The organism is Streptomyces sp. NPDC052299, assembly GCF_040679335.1.
Taxonomy (GTDB): domain Bacteria; phylum Actinomycetota; class Actinomycetes; order Streptomycetales; family Streptomycetaceae; genus Streptomyces.
The window spans coordinates 1-15,003 of record NZ_JBFAUP010000034.1; the positions used below are offsets into that span (position 1 = coordinate 1).

18 protein-coding genes and 1 tRNA gene are annotated in these 15,003 nt (G+C 68.0%); 15 read left to right on the plus strand and 4 right to left on the minus strand.

What is annotated here, in order from left to right:
- Positions 1-395: 395 nt before the first annotated feature.
- The gene (locus AB0L33_RS33630; RefSeq protein WP_365687445.1) at positions 396-1,328 is read right to left on the minus strand and encodes a glutaminase; all 933 of its coding nucleotides are present in this window, start codon (positions 1,326-1,328) and stop codon (positions 396-398) included.
- Between the two features lie 196 nt (positions 1,329-1,524).
- Here AB0L33_RS33630 and AB0L33_RS33635 point away from each other — a divergent pair, with 196 nt between their 5' ends.
- Positions 1,525-2,115 carry a DUF1349 domain-containing protein gene (locus tag AB0L33_RS33635; RefSeq protein WP_365687390.1) on the plus strand — a complete coding sequence of 197 codons (591 nt, stop codon included), beginning with the start codon at positions 1,525-1,527 and terminating at the stop codon, positions 2,113-2,115.
- A 229-nt stretch (positions 2,116-2,344) separates the two neighbouring features.
- On the plus strand, positions 2,345-2,935 hold the full coding sequence (locus AB0L33_RS33640) for a DUF642 domain-containing protein (RefSeq protein ID WP_365687392.1): 591 nt from the start codon (positions 2,345-2,347) through the stop codon (positions 2,933-2,935).
- Positions 2,936-3,648: 713 nt separating this feature from the next.
- On the opposite strand, the gene AB0L33_RS33645 is transcribed toward AB0L33_RS33640, so the two are convergent.
- Positions 3,649-3,906, minus strand: a complete 258-nt coding sequence (locus AB0L33_RS33645; protein ID WP_365687393.1) for a helix-turn-helix domain-containing protein — start codon at positions 3,904-3,906, stop codon at positions 3,649-3,651.
- A 769-nt stretch (positions 3,907-4,675) separates the two neighbouring features.
- Between AB0L33_RS33645 and AB0L33_RS33650 the strand changes: the two genes are divergently transcribed.
- The 3 genes from AB0L33_RS33650 to AB0L33_RS33660 all read left to right on the plus strand — a co-directional run bounded on the left by AB0L33_RS33650 (position 4,676) and on the right by AB0L33_RS33660 (position 6,599).
- Positions 4,676-5,212, plus strand: coding sequence for a transposase (locus AB0L33_RS33650; protein WP_365687447.1), 537 nt, complete (start codon positions 4,676-4,678; stop codon positions 5,210-5,212).
- On the plus strand, positions 5,136-5,687 hold the full coding sequence (locus tag AB0L33_RS33655) for a transposase (RefSeq protein WP_365687394.1): 552 nt from the start codon (positions 5,136-5,138) through the stop codon (positions 5,685-5,687). Before AB0L33_RS33650 ends, AB0L33_RS33655 begins: the two co-directional genes overlap by 77 nt.
- 507 nt (positions 5,688-6,194) lie before the next feature.
- Positions 6,195-6,599, plus strand: coding sequence for a hypothetical protein (locus AB0L33_RS33660; protein WP_365687395.1), 405 nt, complete (start codon positions 6,195-6,197; stop codon positions 6,597-6,599).
- A gap of 90 nt (positions 6,600-6,689) precedes the next feature.
- On the opposite strand, the gene AB0L33_RS33665 is transcribed toward AB0L33_RS33660, so the two are convergent.
- Positions 6,690-6,899: a hypothetical protein gene (locus tag AB0L33_RS33665; protein ID WP_365687397.1), complete on the minus strand. Its 210-nt coding sequence runs from the start codon at positions 6,897-6,899 to the stop codon at positions 6,690-6,692.
- Positions 6,900-7,050: 151 nt separating this feature from the next.
- Between AB0L33_RS33665 and AB0L33_RS33670 the strand changes: the two genes are divergently transcribed.
- The 9 genes from AB0L33_RS33670 to AB0L33_RS33710 all read left to right on the plus strand — a co-directional run bounded on the left by AB0L33_RS33670 (position 7,051) and on the right by AB0L33_RS33710 (position 12,746).
- Positions 7,051-7,380: a PadR family transcriptional regulator gene (locus AB0L33_RS33670; RefSeq protein ID WP_365687398.1), complete on the plus strand. Its 330-nt coding sequence runs from the start codon at positions 7,051-7,053 to the stop codon at positions 7,378-7,380.
- Between the two features lie 197 nt (positions 7,381-7,577).
- Positions 7,578-8,054 (plus strand): hypothetical protein, encoded by a 477-nt coding sequence (locus AB0L33_RS33675; protein ID WP_365687400.1) that lies wholly within the window; start codon positions 7,578-7,580, stop codon positions 8,052-8,054.
- Between the two features lie 70 nt (positions 8,055-8,124).
- Positions 8,125-8,198 (plus strand) — tRNA-Gly (locus AB0L33_RS33680).
- A gap of 232 nt (positions 8,199-8,430) precedes the next feature.
- Positions 8,431-9,189, plus strand: a complete 759-nt coding sequence (locus AB0L33_RS33685) for a hypothetical protein (RefSeq protein WP_365687402.1) — start codon at positions 8,431-8,433, stop codon at positions 9,187-9,189.
- 35 nt (positions 9,190-9,224) lie between these two features.
- Positions 9,225-9,683, plus strand: a complete 459-nt coding sequence (locus AB0L33_RS33690) for a hypothetical protein (protein WP_365687403.1) — start codon at positions 9,225-9,227, stop codon at positions 9,681-9,683.
- Positions 9,680-10,621 (plus strand): ParB N-terminal domain-containing protein, encoded by a 942-nt coding sequence (locus AB0L33_RS33695; protein ID WP_365687405.1) that lies wholly within the window; start codon positions 9,680-9,682, stop codon positions 10,619-10,621. Before AB0L33_RS33690 ends, AB0L33_RS33695 begins: the two co-directional genes overlap by 4 nt.
- Positions 10,618-11,163: a hypothetical protein gene (locus AB0L33_RS33700; protein WP_365687406.1), complete on the plus strand. Its 546-nt coding sequence runs from the start codon at positions 10,618-10,620 to the stop codon at positions 11,161-11,163. Before AB0L33_RS33695 ends, AB0L33_RS33700 begins: the two co-directional genes overlap by 4 nt.
- 7 nt (positions 11,164-11,170) lie before the next feature.
- Positions 11,171-12,118 carry a hypothetical protein gene (locus AB0L33_RS33705; protein ID WP_365687407.1) on the plus strand — a complete coding sequence of 316 codons (948 nt, stop codon included), beginning with the start codon at positions 11,171-11,173 and terminating at the stop codon, positions 12,116-12,118.
- A 118-nt stretch (positions 12,119-12,236) separates the two neighbouring features.
- Positions 12,237-12,746 (plus strand): hypothetical protein, encoded by a 510-nt coding sequence (locus AB0L33_RS33710; RefSeq protein ID WP_365687408.1) that lies wholly within the window; start codon positions 12,237-12,239, stop codon positions 12,744-12,746.
- A gap of 5 nt (positions 12,747-12,751) precedes the next feature.
- On the opposite strand, the gene AB0L33_RS33715 is transcribed toward AB0L33_RS33710, so the two are convergent.
- Entirely contained in the window at positions 12,752-14,080 is a 1,329-nt protein-coding gene (locus AB0L33_RS33715) for a PIN domain-containing protein (RefSeq protein WP_365687409.1), read from the minus strand.
- 205 nt (positions 14,081-14,285) lie between these two features.
- Here AB0L33_RS33715 and AB0L33_RS33720 point away from each other — a divergent pair, with 205 nt between their 5' ends.
- The gene (locus AB0L33_RS33720) at positions 14,286-14,942 is read left to right on the plus strand and encodes a hypothetical protein (RefSeq protein WP_365687411.1); all 657 of its coding nucleotides are present in this window, start codon (positions 14,286-14,288) and stop codon (positions 14,940-14,942) included.
- Positions 14,943-15,003 lie beyond the last annotated feature (61 nt).

The following is a 15,003-nucleotide window of genomic DNA, read 5'->3' on the forward strand; positions in this document are numbered from 1 at the left end:
CGGGGCCGGAAGAGGCGTGTGGCGTCACGATGCGGTCTCTCTCGTCTGGGGTGGACGGGGCACCAACAGCCCCCGATGATTGTTAGCGCTCACAATCGTGTGAGACAAGACCTGAGTGCAGTTCTCTCGAAAGATTCGGCGAGAACGGGACGCTCGAAGTGAGCGCCCCGCCGAACTCGAGCGGCAACCGCACGGGCTCGGAACCCCTGGCTGGGCGGGAGTTGCGGTGATCGGCAGGGGCAGGCGGGGGCGCCTCACGAAACGCCCTGGACTCCTTGCGGGCACTGATGTGAGCGCTAACTGCGATGCCCGGCGCCCTCGTACGGCGTGCCGCCCTGTCCGACGACGCGGAGCCCAGCGGTGGCTGATCTCGTGACGGCCCCGGCCGGGCGGAATCAGAACACCGAGAGGCCCGTGAGCGTGGTGAACAGGTCCAGCGCCGCCACGCCGGCGACGGAGTTGCCCCGTTCGTCCAGGCCGGGGCTCCACACGCACAGCGCGCAGCGGCCGGGCACGACGGCGATGATGCCGCCGCCCACCCCGCTTTTGCCGGGCAGGCCTACGCGGTAGGCGAAGTCGCCCGCGGCGTCGTAGGTGCCGCAGGTCAGCATGACGGCGTTGACCTGCTTGGCCTGGCTGCGGGTCAGCAGCCGGGTGCCGTCGGCGCGTGTGCCGTGCCGGGCCAGCAGTGTGGCTGCCAGCGCCAGGTCGGCGCAGGAGGCGGTGACCGAGCACTGACGGAAGTACTGGTCGAGCAGGAGCGGGACCGGGTTGTCGATGTTGCCGTAGGAGGCCATGAAGTGGCCGAGGGCGGCGTTGCGGTCGCCGTGCGCGGCCTCCGACGCGGCGACCTCGGGGTCGAAGTCCAGGTCCGGGTTCCCGCTCTCGGCGCGCAGGAGCCGCAGCAGCTCGCCCGACGCGTCACCGGTGAGGGTGTGGAGGCGATCGGTGACGACCAGGGCCCCGGCGTTGATGAACGGGTTGCGCGGAATGCCGTTCTCGTACTCCAGCTGCACCAAGGAGTTGAAGGGGTTGCCGGAAGGCTCACGGCCCACGTGTTCCCACAGTCCGTCGCCCTCGTGGGCGAGGTCCAGAGCCAGGGTGAAGACCTTGGTGATGGACTGCGTGGAGAACGGCTCGCGCCACTCGCCCACCCCGTGCACGGTGCCGTCCAGATCGGCCACGGCCATGCCGAACGTGCGCGGGTCGCGGGCGGCGAGTGCCGGGATGTAGTCGGCGGACCGCCCGCGGCCGGGAGTCCGTGCGATCTCCTCGGCTATACGTTCCAGGATGCGCTGGTAGTCCATCGTCGTTGTCACGGCGCCCATTGTGCTCACGAGCATCTGTGGTGCTGTGGCGAGGTCCCTGGCCCGAGCACGGCATCGGTTCCGCGCCCGCGACCCCGTCCACGAAGTCCTGGCACACAAGGCCGGCCATGCGATTGAATATTCTTGCTGAAATTTTCAGCACGACCGGTAAGCGTTGGGCCTGCCGGGTCGGGACTCGAGCGGGGGCAGACGCCAGGTGAACGAGCAGCGCGTAATCGACTGGGCGGACGCCACGTGGCTCAACCCACCCCTGCATGCCGTCCGGAGCGGGGAGGATCTTGTCGTCACCACCCGAGACCGCAGCGACTTCTGGCGCACCACCAGCTACGGCTTCGTGCGGGATGACGGGCACGCGCTCCTGACCGGACTTCCTGATGGCTCCGCCATGGAAGTGACCTTCGTGGCCGAGTTCGACACGCTCTACGACCAGGCGGGCCTCATGGTGCGCGTGGACGAACGGACGTGGATCAAGGCCGGAGTCGAAATGAGCGACGGCGTCCCGCACTTGGGTGCCGTTGTCACACACGGAATGTCGGACTGGTCCTTGTCGCCTGTTCCCGACTGGAGAGGCCGCCGCGTCACGCTCCGCGCAAGCCGTTCCGGCGACGCGATCACCGTGCGGGCGCGGCGCGACGAAGAGCCTTGGCAGATGGTCAGACTCGCCCCTATGCCGCCGACTGCGGTGGCCCTGGCGGGTCCGTTCTGCTGCTCCCCCCAGCGGGAGGGGCTGCGGGTACGGTTCACGCGCTTCGCCCTCGGGCCGGCGGATGCATCGCTGCACAGCTGAGATCCTGAGGCGCGAGTGACGCGGCCGGCGTCAGGGTGACATGTTCGCGAGTGTGGGTTCTGGCACGGCCTGCGGCCGATGAGGCGGTATGTGCGGGAGGTCGCGGTGCTTTCGGATGAACCTGGCCCGGCGCCTGTGAGCAGGGGAGACGACGTGGCAGGCATGCCTGCACCCCTTACCGAGCATGCCCGGCGCCGCCCTCGTGGCGGGCCGGGAGAACGGAGACCTCGTGTCCGCTCGCAGGACCCTCAAGCACGGCCTGATCGCGGCCACCGCCGCTGCCTCGGCCCTCGTCGCGATCGCCGCGGCTCCCGCCCAGGCAGCGCCCGCTCATCAGTACCTGCCGCTGACCAACCCCGCCTTCAACCAGCCGCAGCTCGCCGCCGGATACCAGGGGGTGGGCGCCGGGGGCGCCACCATCCCCGGCTGGACCGTCACCGGAACGGTGGACGTGGAGTCCGCGGCATGGGCGAAGACCGGCTCCGAGGCCCAGGCCGTCAGCCTCAACGGCAGCAGCATGGGCGGCGTCTCACAGGCCATCCCCACCACGCCCGGACGCGCGGTCACCGTGACGTTCCGCTACGGCACCGAGACGTGGGACGGCTGCGACACGACGAAGAACTTGCGTTTCAGCGTCTCCGGAACGGGCCCCGACTCGGAGCGCCTGATCAACGCCGGCCTGCCTGACAAGGCCAACCCGCACTGGCGGACCGCGACCTACACCTTCACCGCCGACAGTCGCGTGTCGCACCTTCACTTCGACTCCGTCGTCGAGGGCCACTGCGGCGCGGTCATCACCGACGTCACCGCGGAAGAATAGGCCGCACCCGCCGACGCCACGGCGGTCCCGGCCCCGGAGCGCCCGCGCCGGGGCCGCCACGGCGGGAGAGGCCGGGCTCGGTGCGTCTCCACCGCTGATCGGAGTGGCCCCGATGGTTCCCGCCCGGTCGTCCCGGCCTTCGGACGGTCACACGAGCCTGCTTCCCCCGGCTGTGTGAGTTTTTGTGCGACGTGAGAGGGTGCGGGGCGTGAGTGATACACCGCCGAACACCCTGCAATACCGCTTTGACGGGCCAGAAGACGCTCCGGTCCTGGTCATCGGCCCCTCACTGGGTACCACCTGGCACAGGTTGTAGAAAGCGTCCAGGGGCGTCTTCACCAGTCCAGGGCAGACGCGAAACCGCAGGTCAGAGGGTTCTGGTCTGCGAGGGTCTGACCAGTTGGTGACTGCTGTGTGATAGGCGAGTGATACGACCGGGGGCCATCGAGGTCGGCCCTGGCGAAGACTCTGGACGGATCCGTGGGACGGCGAAGCCGCACCGGAGTACTCCGGTGCGGCTTCGCCGTGAGGTCGAACGTGTGGGCGCGAAGGACGCGTCCGCCTCCTCACGCGGTCAGTTTCTGTGTCACTCGTGGGAACGAGGGATTTGCGAGGGCAGTCGCTTGGCGCCCGTGGTGGGGTGAGTGCGAGGAGGAGGCCCCGCCGGGTGTGGAGCGGGGCGTCGTTGTTGCGGGCTCGGTGGGCCGATGGCGTCAGGTGCGGGAATCGTTGTACTCCGGTTCCCCGGTTTCGAGCACGCGGAGCAGGGACGCCGTGACGACGCGTGAGCTTCGTCCGATGCGAAGTACGCGGCACGGAAACTGCCCCCTGCGAATCAGTTCGTATCCCTTGGCTCGTGAGAACCCAAGCGCCCTCGCGGCGTCCTCGACGCTCCCCGTTCCGTTCCATGTGGCACGAATGTGTGCGGGGCTGTACCGGGCGCTCGTAGGCAAGCTCTCCTGTTTGGGCATCGGCTTCTTTCGTCCTTCTAGGGGTGCTTCGTCTCAGGTACGCGTGCGCAGACCATGTAGGCGCAGTAGCCCTCAACTGTCCTCCAAGTTGGCGGTTTGGCTAACCGGCGGTTCGCCTCTATATTCCCCGGCCCGTGCCCTACGTCCGTTGGTCCACCCACGCTGTAGTGGAGGATCGTCCCGCTGTTGGTGGAGAAGGCGATGCGGAGAGGTCGCCGTATCGGGGGACTGAAGTGTCGTCCGCTGTGTCGGGCGTCGAGTCTGATTCAGGCGCGCAGTTCTCAGACTCGTGCGGGCATGTGGGCCGCCCAGGCGTGCAGTGTGCGCGGGCGCTTCAAGGGGGCGCGTTCCTTGGGGCGTGAGCGCTGCCGTGCATCAGTGCTTCTCTCGCGGGGGAGGGTATGTGTGTGCGGTAGGCGAGTGCTTGGGAAGGATTGAGGCGTACCGCCGGAGCGTCGGAGCTGACTCCTGAGATTTCTGGTCCCAAGTGCCCTGACTGCCCAGTGTCGTTCACGAGGCCAGACGGTGCGCTCGGAAGCGGGTTCGGGCAAGCGTGTCCAGGGCTCTGCCTTGCGCGGTGAACGTGCACTGTCTCACCAGTGACCGCTTGCCCGGGCCAGCAGTGCGGTCATGGCGGATTCATTGCCGGGGCGGAGGGGTGATCATTCCACCAGAATCGGCCCGACCCATCAAAGCTCCCAAGGCTGCCACGGAGGCGGTACTCGGGGTGGACACGCATCGCGATTTTCATGTTGCGGCCGTGGTTGCCATGACCGGAGGAACGCTGGGAATCGAGCGCTTCCCGGCCACCGCGAGTGGCTATCAGGAACTGCATGCCTGGGCGGCTCATCTGGGTGACATACGTCGGGCCGGAGTGGAGTCGTCCGGAAATTACGGTGCGGCCCTGGCGCGTTATCTCCTGTCGCAGGGAATCGAGGTCCTTGAGGCTCCAGGCCCTGGGCGTGCGGCCCGCCGCCGACGAAGCAAGTCGGACCGAGGCGACGCGGAAGCCGCTGCGCGTGCGGTCCTCAGCGCTCGTGCGCGCTCGCCGGTGAAGGGTGGCGACGGCCCAGCCGAAATCGCGCGTTTGTACCTCGTGGCCAAGGACTCCGCGGTGCATGCGCAACAACAGGCGGCAAACCAGCTGAAGGCGATCCTGGTCACCGCCGACCCCCCCCCTGCGGGAAGAGCTGGCCACACTGTCCCGCCGTGCGCTTGTCCGCACCTGTTTGGAACTGAGCGAGGGCGACAACGATATGGATCCGGTGGCCAGGGCGACACGATTCACGTTGCGCGTGCTGGCTGAGCGCATCGAGCAGTTGCGGGCGCAGGCCCAAGTGTTGGAAGGCCGGCTGTCGGACCTGGTCAGGTGTCATCACCCCCGGCTCATTGACGCTGTGGGCATCGGACCGCACAGCGCAGCGGTGCTGCTGACCGCCATGGGTGACAACAGCGACCGCCTGCGCGGCGAGGCGTCGTTCGCCGCGTTGTGCGGAGCGAGCCCAGTGGAGTACTCGTCGGGGAACAGGCAGCATCGCAGGCTCAACCGCGGCGGGAACCGGCAAGCGAACGCTGTGCTTCACCGCATCGTGTTGAGCCGGCTGCGCTGGGATGCGCGAACTCAGGCGTACTACGAGCGACGCGTGATGGAGGGCAAGACGCGGCGGGAAGTCATCCGCTGCCTGAAGCGCTATGTGGCCCGAGAGGTCTACCGGCTGATTCAGGAGGACCGCCGGGAGCTGAGCCAAGCGACGGCTTTGCTTCTTGTGGCGGGGTGCTGAATCCTGGCAGCGGTCTGTTCGAGCAGGGCGTCGATCAGGCGTGGCGCGGGGCTCCTCGGGGTCAGCTAATTGGTGGAACCACCGTCAGACCCCTTGAAGAGGCAGGTGCTGCGGCTCACCTCCGCTCGCGCGGAGAGGACCGCCACAACTCCGCCGACCGCTCGGCCCGCGCCGGCTCACCTCTGCTCGCGCAGAGAGGACAGCGAGGCTGGCCGTTGGCCCAGCCACCTGGACGGCTCACCTCCGCTCGCGCGGAGAGGACACCTGGACCTCCATGGCCGCGTACTCGGCGGCCGGCGCCTCGAACCGCTGGTGCACCTCGGACTTCAAGCGGGGCCCGGTCCGGCGCCTCATGACCGCCCTCGTCCGCGAAGCCCAGGACGCCGGGCACCTCGGACGCGTCCGCATCCTCAACGCCATGGGCCCGCGCGCCGACGAGTCCCCGGCCCGACGCCGCCTTCTCGCCTTCTCCCCGGCGAGGCACTCACCTGCCCGTGCCAGGACTGCATGCTGCGCCGCGCCGCACTGGAGAGCGCCGAGCGACGCGGCGTGCCCTGCCCCAAGGGCAAGAAGCCGGGACACGGCGCGTCGAACACCGTGCGCCACGTCGACACCTGGCACCCGGTGCACGCCTGGTCCACAGAAGACGTGTGGTCGGCGGTAAACCGCTCCGGGCTACGCCCCCACTCGGCTTATGCAGCGGGGATGCCGAGGTTGTCGTGCTCCTTCCGAGTCCTCGCGTCCAGGCCGGCTCTCATCCGGGCTGCCCAGCTCCGCCCGGCCCTGGCCGCCGAGTACGCGGCGATCGAAGCGAAGACCGGCCACCGCTTCCAGAGCGACGTGTCGATGGCCGAGATCATCGCCGAGGCCGAACGCGCCAAGATCGCGGCCATTCCGTGCTGGGAAGGGTGACCCGACCAAGCGCACGCGCGCACGAGTAGGGCCATGGGGCTGTGACCGGTCAGGCGGTCGCAGCCCCATGGCCGTGTCGCTGTCCCGGATTTACCGGAGGGCGCCCCATACCAGCACGATCATGCCGACGAACGCGATGAGCGCGGTCAGCGTGCCGGTGAACGCCTTGCCGCCGCGTCGGCACCGGTCCGCCCAGTGAGGTGCGGCGGGGTCCGGCAGCGCGGCGGCCACGCCGCCGACGATGAGGGCAACCAGCACCAGAACTATGGAGAGCAGCGCCACGAGGGCCCAATCGATCATGACCTAGCCGATCCCGGAGGTAGCCGGTCGCCGCCCTGACGACTCGCCCCGCTCCGCCTGGCCCATAGTCTTACTACTCATAGGGGGCTGTGTCTATCTACTCCTAGGGTAGGTCTACCTCCACATAGCTATGTGGAGGTACGGTATGGGTATGGGTGAACCGAGAATGACGATGGCGACCAAGGCCGTGCTCGCCGCACTCATCAGGAAACCGGCCGAAGAACGCTACGGACTCGAGATCAGCGAAGCAGCTGAACTGGCCCCCGGCTCCATCTACCCGATCCTGATCCGCCTGGAGCAGTGCGGATGGCTGGAGAGCCGCTGGGAGGACATCGACACGCACGAAGAAGGGCGCCCCAAGCGCCGCTACTACAGGCTCAGCGACAAGGGTGCTCAGCGCGCTACTGCTGCGCTGGACAAGGCGAAGGGCCGTAAGCGCCGCGGCGCGACCGCACTCCGCCCTGAAGGCGGCGCAGCGTGATCAATGTCCAGCTCGTCCTCACGGTGCTTACCGCCCTCGTGGCTTCGGGGACTCTCTTACTGACTCTCATCAAGCGCACTGACCCTCCGCGGCGGGATGAGCGCCAGTCAGGCCAGAGGCGCCATGTGGTGAGCACCCCGCGTCGGGGCCCCGACCGGCCCCCGCGGAAAACCGTGACCGTTGCGAGGCAAAGGTGGGTGGGCACCCCGCAGCAGCTGTCCGCGCGTGTGGTTGCTCGGGTTGGCGAGAGCGTTCGCGTCAAGATCGACGAATTCGCGATAGCTCACGGCAGGAAGCCCACAGTCGATGAGGTGATGGAGCTCGTTGCGCAGGATCCCGTGCTGAAGGCGCTAGTGCCCCGGCTCACCATGAAAAACGTCGTTGAGGCCGCACTTCATGGGCGAACGCTTAACCCAACAATTTACGTCTTCAAGCCGTCCCCGTCGCCGGCGCAGGCGGCCCCTCAGCAGCGGGCGGCTGAACGCAAACTTGCCGTGGCCCTCCGCTTCCTACCGGCAGGGGAGCGGGAGCACTACCAGGCTGAGTGGAGCGGCGAGATGCAGGCCATGGAGCCCGCCGCCGCCGCCCAGTTCGCCGCCAACGTGCTGCTCCACGCTCCGCTCTCCGGTATGTCGCTGAGGTTCGCGAAGCTGTTCAAGCGGAGCGCGACCTGAGGCTGTCTCAGCCCCGGTGTAGCATCTCGTGCATCGGTTGGCTGTCCCGAGCAGCGGCGCAGCCGATCACGCGTCGGTAGTGCAACAGCAGCACGCCCGCCCTCCCGGTGGGAAGTCCTGGTTCAAATCCAGGCCGGCGCTCCACATCGAAGCCCCCGAACGGCCCCGGCCCTTCGGGGGCTTCTTCGTGGCCCCTGGCCTGCACCGATACCGGGGGAGGGGTCTCCAGGTCGGCTACCATCGCCGCCCATTCCAGCAGGCCCCAAGGAGCAGCCCATGTTCCACGGATCGATCCCCGCCCCCCCTCCGGTCGATCATCTACGAGCACGCCGGGACGTGGCCCGAGTCCGACATCTACGTCGGGTGCTCGGGCAACATGACGATCGAACGGGTACTCCACGAGAAGTTCGGCAGCTCCCGCCCGGTCCACGGCAACGACATTCAGGCGTACTCGTGCGCCCTCGGCTGGTACCTCGCCGGCGACCCGCTTCAGTTCACCCTCCGCGAGGAGTACGAGGAAGAGCTGGGCTGGCTCCATCCGTACCTGGAGGACCGGGCGGACCTGATGGCCACGCTCATGCTGGGCACCAGGTTCCTCCAGTACGTCGGCAAGGATGGCGTCTACTACCGGCGGATGCTCGAAGCTACCCAAGAGCAGCGGCCGCGCATGCACGAGAAGACCGCCACGAAGCTCCGCGGCCTGGAGACCCGCCTCGGCTCGTTCTACGCCGGTGACGTCCGGGACTACCTCGACCAGGTCCCGCCCGAGGCGCCGGTCGTGATGTTCCCCCCGTTCTACTCCGGGGACTACACCAGCCAGTTCGCCCCGCTCGATGCCGCCTTCGACTGGTCCGAGCCCACGTTCGGCGAGCTCGACGAGGCGGGGAAGAAACGGATCATCGAGCAGGTTCAGGACCGGCCCAACTGGGTCCTCGGCCTGCACATCGAGCGCCCCGAGCTCCGCAGCCGGCTCGCTGGCGTCGTCCAGACCGCGAACCGCGGCCTGCCGATCTACGTGTACGCCGCCGCCGGGCCCCGGCGCATCGTCCGACCCCGGCAGCCCATCGAGGCCATCCCCATGCCGAAGATCGGGGGACGACGTCCTCGGCGACCGCATGAGCCTCCACAATCCTGACCGGCGGCCAGTTCGCCGCGATCCGCTCCCAGTTCATGTCAAAGACGATCAAGCCCGGCAGCCCGCTCATCGCCTGTGGGGTCGCCGTCGACGGGAAGCTGATCGGCGCGTTCGCATACCTCCCGCCGAAGTTCGACCCGAACACCGCCTACCTCATGAGCGACTTTCCGGTGTCGTGGACGAAGTACCGGCGCCTGGCCAAGCTCATCGTGATGGCCGCCTCCACGAAGGAGGCGCAGCTCCTCATCCAGCGCAGCCTGTCGAAGCGGATCACCGGCTGGGCGACCACCGCGTTCACCGACCGCCCCAACAGCGCGAAGTACGGGCGCGGCATCCCCGGCGTGAAGCTCCAGAAGCGCACCGAGGCCACCCCGAAGGACCCGGGCGACGGGATCCACCGCTACCAGCTCCAGTACGGCGGCCCCATCGGCTCCTACGACCTCGCCGGAGCCCTCGACCTGTGGAAGACCAAGCACGGCAAGGACATGCGATGAACACCGTCACCCCCCTGTTCCGGCCCCGCCTCGCACGCCGCGACCCCCGCCAGCTCACCCGCCTGGAGGTCAACGCCCGGTTCATGAGGAAGGACGAGTACGACCGACTGGTCGAGACCGTCCGCCGCGACGGGTGCCTCACCTCGACCCCGCTGATCTACGCGGGCGGCGAGTACGACGAGGGTCGCGAGCTCGTCCTGTCCGGGAACCACCGCACGATGGCGTCGGTCGACGCCGGCCTGGACGAGATCGACTGCATGCTCATCGAGGAGCAGCTGAGCCGGCAGCAGCTCGTCGCGATCCAGCTGTCGCACAACGCCATCGCGGGCGAGGACGACCCGGGCACCCTGAAGCAGCTGTACGAGGAGCTGGACGATGTCGACTGGCGCGCGTACTCCGGCCTGGACGACGACCAGCTGAAGCTCCTCGCCGAAGTCAGCCCCGAGGGCCTGTCGGAAGCCAACCTGGACTTCGCGACCGTGTCGCTGGTCTTCCTGCCCGCCGAGCTCGAAGCCGCCCGTACCGCGTTCGAGGAGGCGCGCCTCGGCCAGAACGAGAGCTGGCTCGCCGCACGCGCGGACTACGAGCAGACCCTCGACACGCTCGCGTCCACGCACGCCGCCCACAAGGTCGGCAACGTCGCGACCGCGCTCCACGCCATCCTCGCCATCACCGAAGCCCACATCAGCGACCTCCGCGCCGGCTGCACCGCCCCCGACGGCACCGCGGCGCACTCCGGGCACGTCGGCCTGGAGACCGTCCTCGGCGCACGCACACTCCGAGCACCCGCAGCCGTCACGATCAACAAGGCCATCGCAGCAGCAGAGGGACGCGGCGAGATCGAGCAGGGGCAGGGCTGGAAGCTCCTGGAACGCCTGGCAGGCGAGTACCTGTCCGGACCCAACTGGGACAGCACCGACAGGGACGCCCAGCCGTGACGACCACCCTCACCCTCGACCCCGCACTGGACCCCTGGGAACGCCAACCCAAGGAGTCAGCACGCAAATACGGACAGTTCACCACGTACCGCGACCTCGGCCGCGCCCGCACCCTGGCAAAGGCTGCGGAGCGCGTCGAGGCGTACGACAGGCACCTGGATCGGCTGTACGAGGCGACGTGGCTGGAAGAGCGCCGCAAGGCCGCCGAGTCCGACGCGAAGATCCTGGGCGCGGCGATCGGGAAGCTCGCGCAGCGCCTGGGCACCCTGCGCGCCGAGGAGCTGTCGGCCAGCGACTTCATCCGGCTGATGGACGTCGCCATGCGGCACCGGCGCGTCCTGTTCGGGGACCCGACGGAGACGATCGCCGTCACCGGGCAGGGCGGGAACCCGCTGGCGGTGCAGCTCGCCGAGTTCGCCCAGATGCCCGAGGAGCAGCGCCGGGTACGCCTCGCCGACCTTGCCGCGTCCGTGAACCGGCGGCTGCGCGCCGTGGACGACAGCGACGACGATGACGACCAGCCGGCCCCCGGCGAGGAGTGAGAAGACTGTGCAGCAGGTTGCTGAGCTGGATCACCTGGACGACGTGGCGGTGCTCCAGCACCTGGAGGCCGCCAAGCGGTCGATGAGCCGCGACCTGCTGCGCGACCCTGTCGTGCTCGCCCGGGGGCTGGATCGCTCGTTCCGGTCGCGCCCGCACCTGCGGGTGATCGGGGAGGCCCTGGCCGACGTGGGGCGCGGCGAGTGCCCACGACTGATGATCTTCACGCCGCCGCAGGTCGGTAAGTCCACGACCGTGGCGGAGTGGTTCCCGTTCTGGTGGCTGTGCCGGTTCCCGATGGACCGGGCGGCGGTCACCTCGTACGGCGACGACCTGGCGCTGCGGCGCGGACAGAAGATCCGCCGCTACGTCGAGGAGTACGGCGAGGAGTACGACCTGTTCATGAAGGCGGGTTCCGGGGCGATGCAGGACTGGGAGGTCACCCAGGGCGGTGGTGTCCGGTCGGTGTCCGTCGGTAAGGGCCTGACGGGGTTCGATGTGAACCTGCTGATCATCGGCGACCCGCACAAGGACAGGGCCGACGCTGAGTCGGAGGCGTCGCGGCGGGCCCTGCACGACTGGTACTCCTCGACCGCGCTCAAGCGCCTTCAGCCGGACCGGAACGCGATCGTCGGCATCCAGACCAGGTGGCACCCGGACGACTGGGCCGGGCGGCGCCTGGCCGATGAGGGCCGGGTCGAGGAGGGCGGGAAGTGGCGGGTCATCCACCTCCCGGCGATGGCCGACCCGAAGTTCGGGCCGCACCCGCTCGGCCGTGAGCACCGCGAGCCGCTGCCGCACCCGAAGATCCCGCCCCGGGACACGGTGCAGCTCCGCGTGTGGTGGGCGGACATGAAAGCCACGCCGATCCTGAGGGACTGGCACAGCCTCGCCGAGGGCGACCCGCAGCCGGCCGAAGGCGCGTTGGTGTCCAAGGAGCTGCTGCGCTGCGGATGATCCGCGACGGCAGCACGAAGGTCGAGCCGCAGAAGATCGCCGTATCCATCGACCCCTCCGGCGGCGGCCGGGACACGGCGGGCGTCATCGGCGGGTTCCTCGGCGACGACAAGCGGGTGTGGGTCACCACGACGTGTCCGCGCCGATGTCGTCGGCCGAGTGGTCCACCGCGGCCTGCCGCCTCGCGTACGAGACGAACGCGGCGATCATCTTCGTGGAGTGGAATTTCGGCCGGGACATGGCCGTCCTCCCCCTGGAAACGTCGTGGGAGACCCTGCAACGGTCCGGTGAGATCCCCGAGGACGACCTGGTGCCGAGGATCGACCCGGTGCGTGCCAAGCAAGGCAAGCTGCTCCGCGCGGAGCCGATCGCCCAGCAGATGGTTCAGGACAAGGTGCGGTTCCGGGGTGTGTTGACCGACCTGGAACGGGAGTGGGCGACGTGGCAGCCGACCGACCCGGACTCGCCAGGCCGGATCGACGCCTCGTGCATCCTCGTGTACGGGCTGATTCCCGAGGCCCACAAGGGCGCGATCGTTCACGCCCCGCTCCCGCAGGCCCCGACCCCGGGCACCATCCGTCAGGCCCCCCCGTCAGCCGGCCTCTACGGGCGGCGGATCTCGAAGTGATGCAGTTACTCGTCCTCATCAGGCTCAGGCAGTACGTGGTGCATCCAGTTGCGCAAACGCCTCTCAATCGCAGACCGGCGTACGAGAGCTCCTGTGTATGGGAGCTCACCGTCCGACAACTCAGACAGAGGGACGTTGCCGAGTTCTGTCACGAGGGCCTGAACGAGCTCCGATCCGTGGTGCATCGCAACACGGCGATCCAGCGGGTCAATGAGATCGGACTCGACCTCGGACCACGGGGGGAGTTCAGGCATTTTGGCGAACTCGGCAGGGCTTGGGCACCGCGGTGACCAAGCCCTGAGGACTGTCAGTGGCGCGCCCTCCTGTGTAGGGCTGAACAGCACGCGGGTTTCCCATGTTGTTCCAGCGGGCAGAGTGACCCTCTGCCCGCGGGGAACGCGCTTCCCTAGGACAACGCCAGACAGGAGCCATCGCGCCGTAACGGAACACCAGACGTGGTTTCCGATTCGATGAGCTTTCATGTCGCGTACCGAATCGAGCTTCAGGTTCGGCTCCTGACTGAACCCATGAGCCGTGAACGCTTCGAGGTCATCTGCTGCGATGTCCTCGGGGTTACCGCCGCCGCCCTTGCGGGAAATTGTGACCTCAAAGGGCACTACGGACCGCAGCCGAGAAAATCCGAGAGACTTCTTCACCGCACGCAACACGGCCTTCCTTGACTCTGCCGAAGTGAGCGCATTCAGCGCCACGTCCTCGGCGACCTTGTCGGGCGTAGCGAATCGCGAGATGAGATCGGTGAACGTCGTGAGGTGGACGAAGTTGTTGAGCTTCTCGACGTCGCCATCCATTGGGTAGAGGTAGGGCGTCCCGTGTCCGAAGTCGGCGGTGTTTTCGCTGACGAAGACGACCGTCTCGTCCGGGTGGTCTCGGGCGTACTCAACAGCCGTGAGCCAGATCGCCGCGTCGCGTCCCCCGACCTTGTGCGAGCCTCCGCTGGCTTCAACTCGCTTGCAGGGCGGCAGGGCCATCGATTCCCGCCGGAACCCTTCCCGCAGGGCCTCCGGGCTGGTCGGGAGGACGGCAACCACCTCCTCGAACCGCTTCTGCCAGTGGTCGGCCAACCTGTCGAGATCCAGCTGTGGCTTCGGTGCCACGGCCGGCCAGGGCAGGGTGTCCGCGAAGTTCTCGACGGCGGCGACCGCCTTCTCGTGCTTCTCTCGCTGTGGCACCACGCGGTGCGACGTGAGCTCGATCATCGCGATGTCGGGTACTGCCACGACATCGACCCCAGAGGTCTGGATGGTCTTGAGCAGGTCCGTGCTTGTGCTCTCAAGCTGGAACTTCTCAAAGATGCAGGTGTCCAGGATGATCAATGCCGTCCCCTTCGCGAGCTGTTGAAAGGCAACAATGACACCGGACTTGCGTCCTGGGGAGACCCGTCACGAACCTGGAACAGACGCCGCCGCCGGCCGGCCGCCACAGACGGAGAACGCGCCCTGACGTCCTCAAGGCATGCGTGATCCCGGATTGCATCGAATCGGTTGATGTTCCCCTGTAGGGGCGGGCAGGATCGTGCCCATGGAGACCGAGGTGCTGGTTGCGGTGGTCGGGGTCGGGGGCGCGCTCGGTGGCGCCATCATCGGTGGTGCTGCCGCGATGTACGCCGCGAGCGTCACGGGGAAACGCACGGCGGAAGCGGCCAGGATGGCCTACGCAGGCCCTCTCGACGTGGCACGAAGAACAGCTCAGCAACAGGCGTACACACTGCTGCTCAACGCCGCCAATAGGTACGAAGAGGCGACGGAAGCCCAGCTCGAAGCAGCAGAGGAGCTGATTGAGGCACTGTGTGACCAGTCGCAGGGCATCCCGCCAGAGTTCTCCAACGCCCGGTTGCAGGCCCACCGGGAGACGGTCCGCGAAGTGCACAGCCCGGGTCTGGTGTTGGCTGCCGTTCGCATGGTCGGACTTGAAGGCCCCGCCCCTGTCCACCGGGCAGCCCAAGACGTTCAGAAGGCAGCTGACAACCTTGCGAAACTCCTTCGGAGCGTGGAGGAAGTCAATCAAGAGGAGACCGGCGAGTTCGACCCCGTGCACCGCCCCAGAATGGTTCGTGCCCGCCATGAAAGGTTGCGGGAGACCATTGAGGCATTCGGCGTGATTGCCCGGCAGCACGGCGGCCACGGGGAAGGCGACGAGCCGATCCGGCAACCAACAGTAGCCCGCCCGTCACACTGAGAACGTGATGAAGCTGCCCCGCGTGGAGTGCGCGAAGTGCGAACGGCCCACAGCTGTCGCC

Coding starts and splice junctions, on each gene's coding strand:
- AB0L33_RS33665 (WP_365687397.1), bottom strand. CDS start 6,899: ATGATCGATTGGGCCCTCGTGGCGCTGCTCTCCATAGTTCTGGTGCTG.
- AB0L33_RS33720 (WP_365687411.1), top strand. CDS start 14,286: ATGGAGACCGAGGTGCTGGTTGCGGTGGTCGGGGTCGGGGGCGCGCTC.
- AB0L33_RS33690 (WP_365687403.1), top strand. CDS start 9,225: ATGTCAAAGACGATCAAGCCCGGCAGCCCGCTCATCGCCTGTGGGGTC.
- AB0L33_RS33685 (WP_365687402.1), top strand. CDS start 8,431: ATGACGATCGAACGGGTACTCCACGAGAAGTTCGGCAGCTCCCGCCCG.
- AB0L33_RS33645 (WP_365687393.1), bottom strand. CDS start 3,906: ATGCCCAAACAGGAGAGCTTGCCTACGAGCGCCCGGTACAGCCCCGCA.
- AB0L33_RS33650 (WP_365687447.1), top strand. CDS start 4,676: ATGACCGGAGGAACGCTGGGAATCGAGCGCTTCCCGGCCACCGCGAGT.
- AB0L33_RS33670 (WP_365687398.1), top strand. CDS start 7,051: ATGGGTGAACCGAGAATGACGATGGCGACCAAGGCCGTGCTCGCCGCA.
- AB0L33_RS33695 (WP_365687405.1), top strand. CDS start 9,680: ATGAACACCGTCACCCCCCTGTTCCGGCCCCGCCTCGCACGCCGCGAC.
- AB0L33_RS33630 (WP_365687445.1), bottom strand. CDS start 1,328: ATGGGCGCCGTGACAACGACGATGGACTACCAGCGCATCCTGGAACGT.
- AB0L33_RS33660 (WP_365687395.1), top strand. CDS start 6,195: ATGCTGCGCCGCGCCGCACTGGAGAGCGCCGAGCGACGCGGCGTGCCC.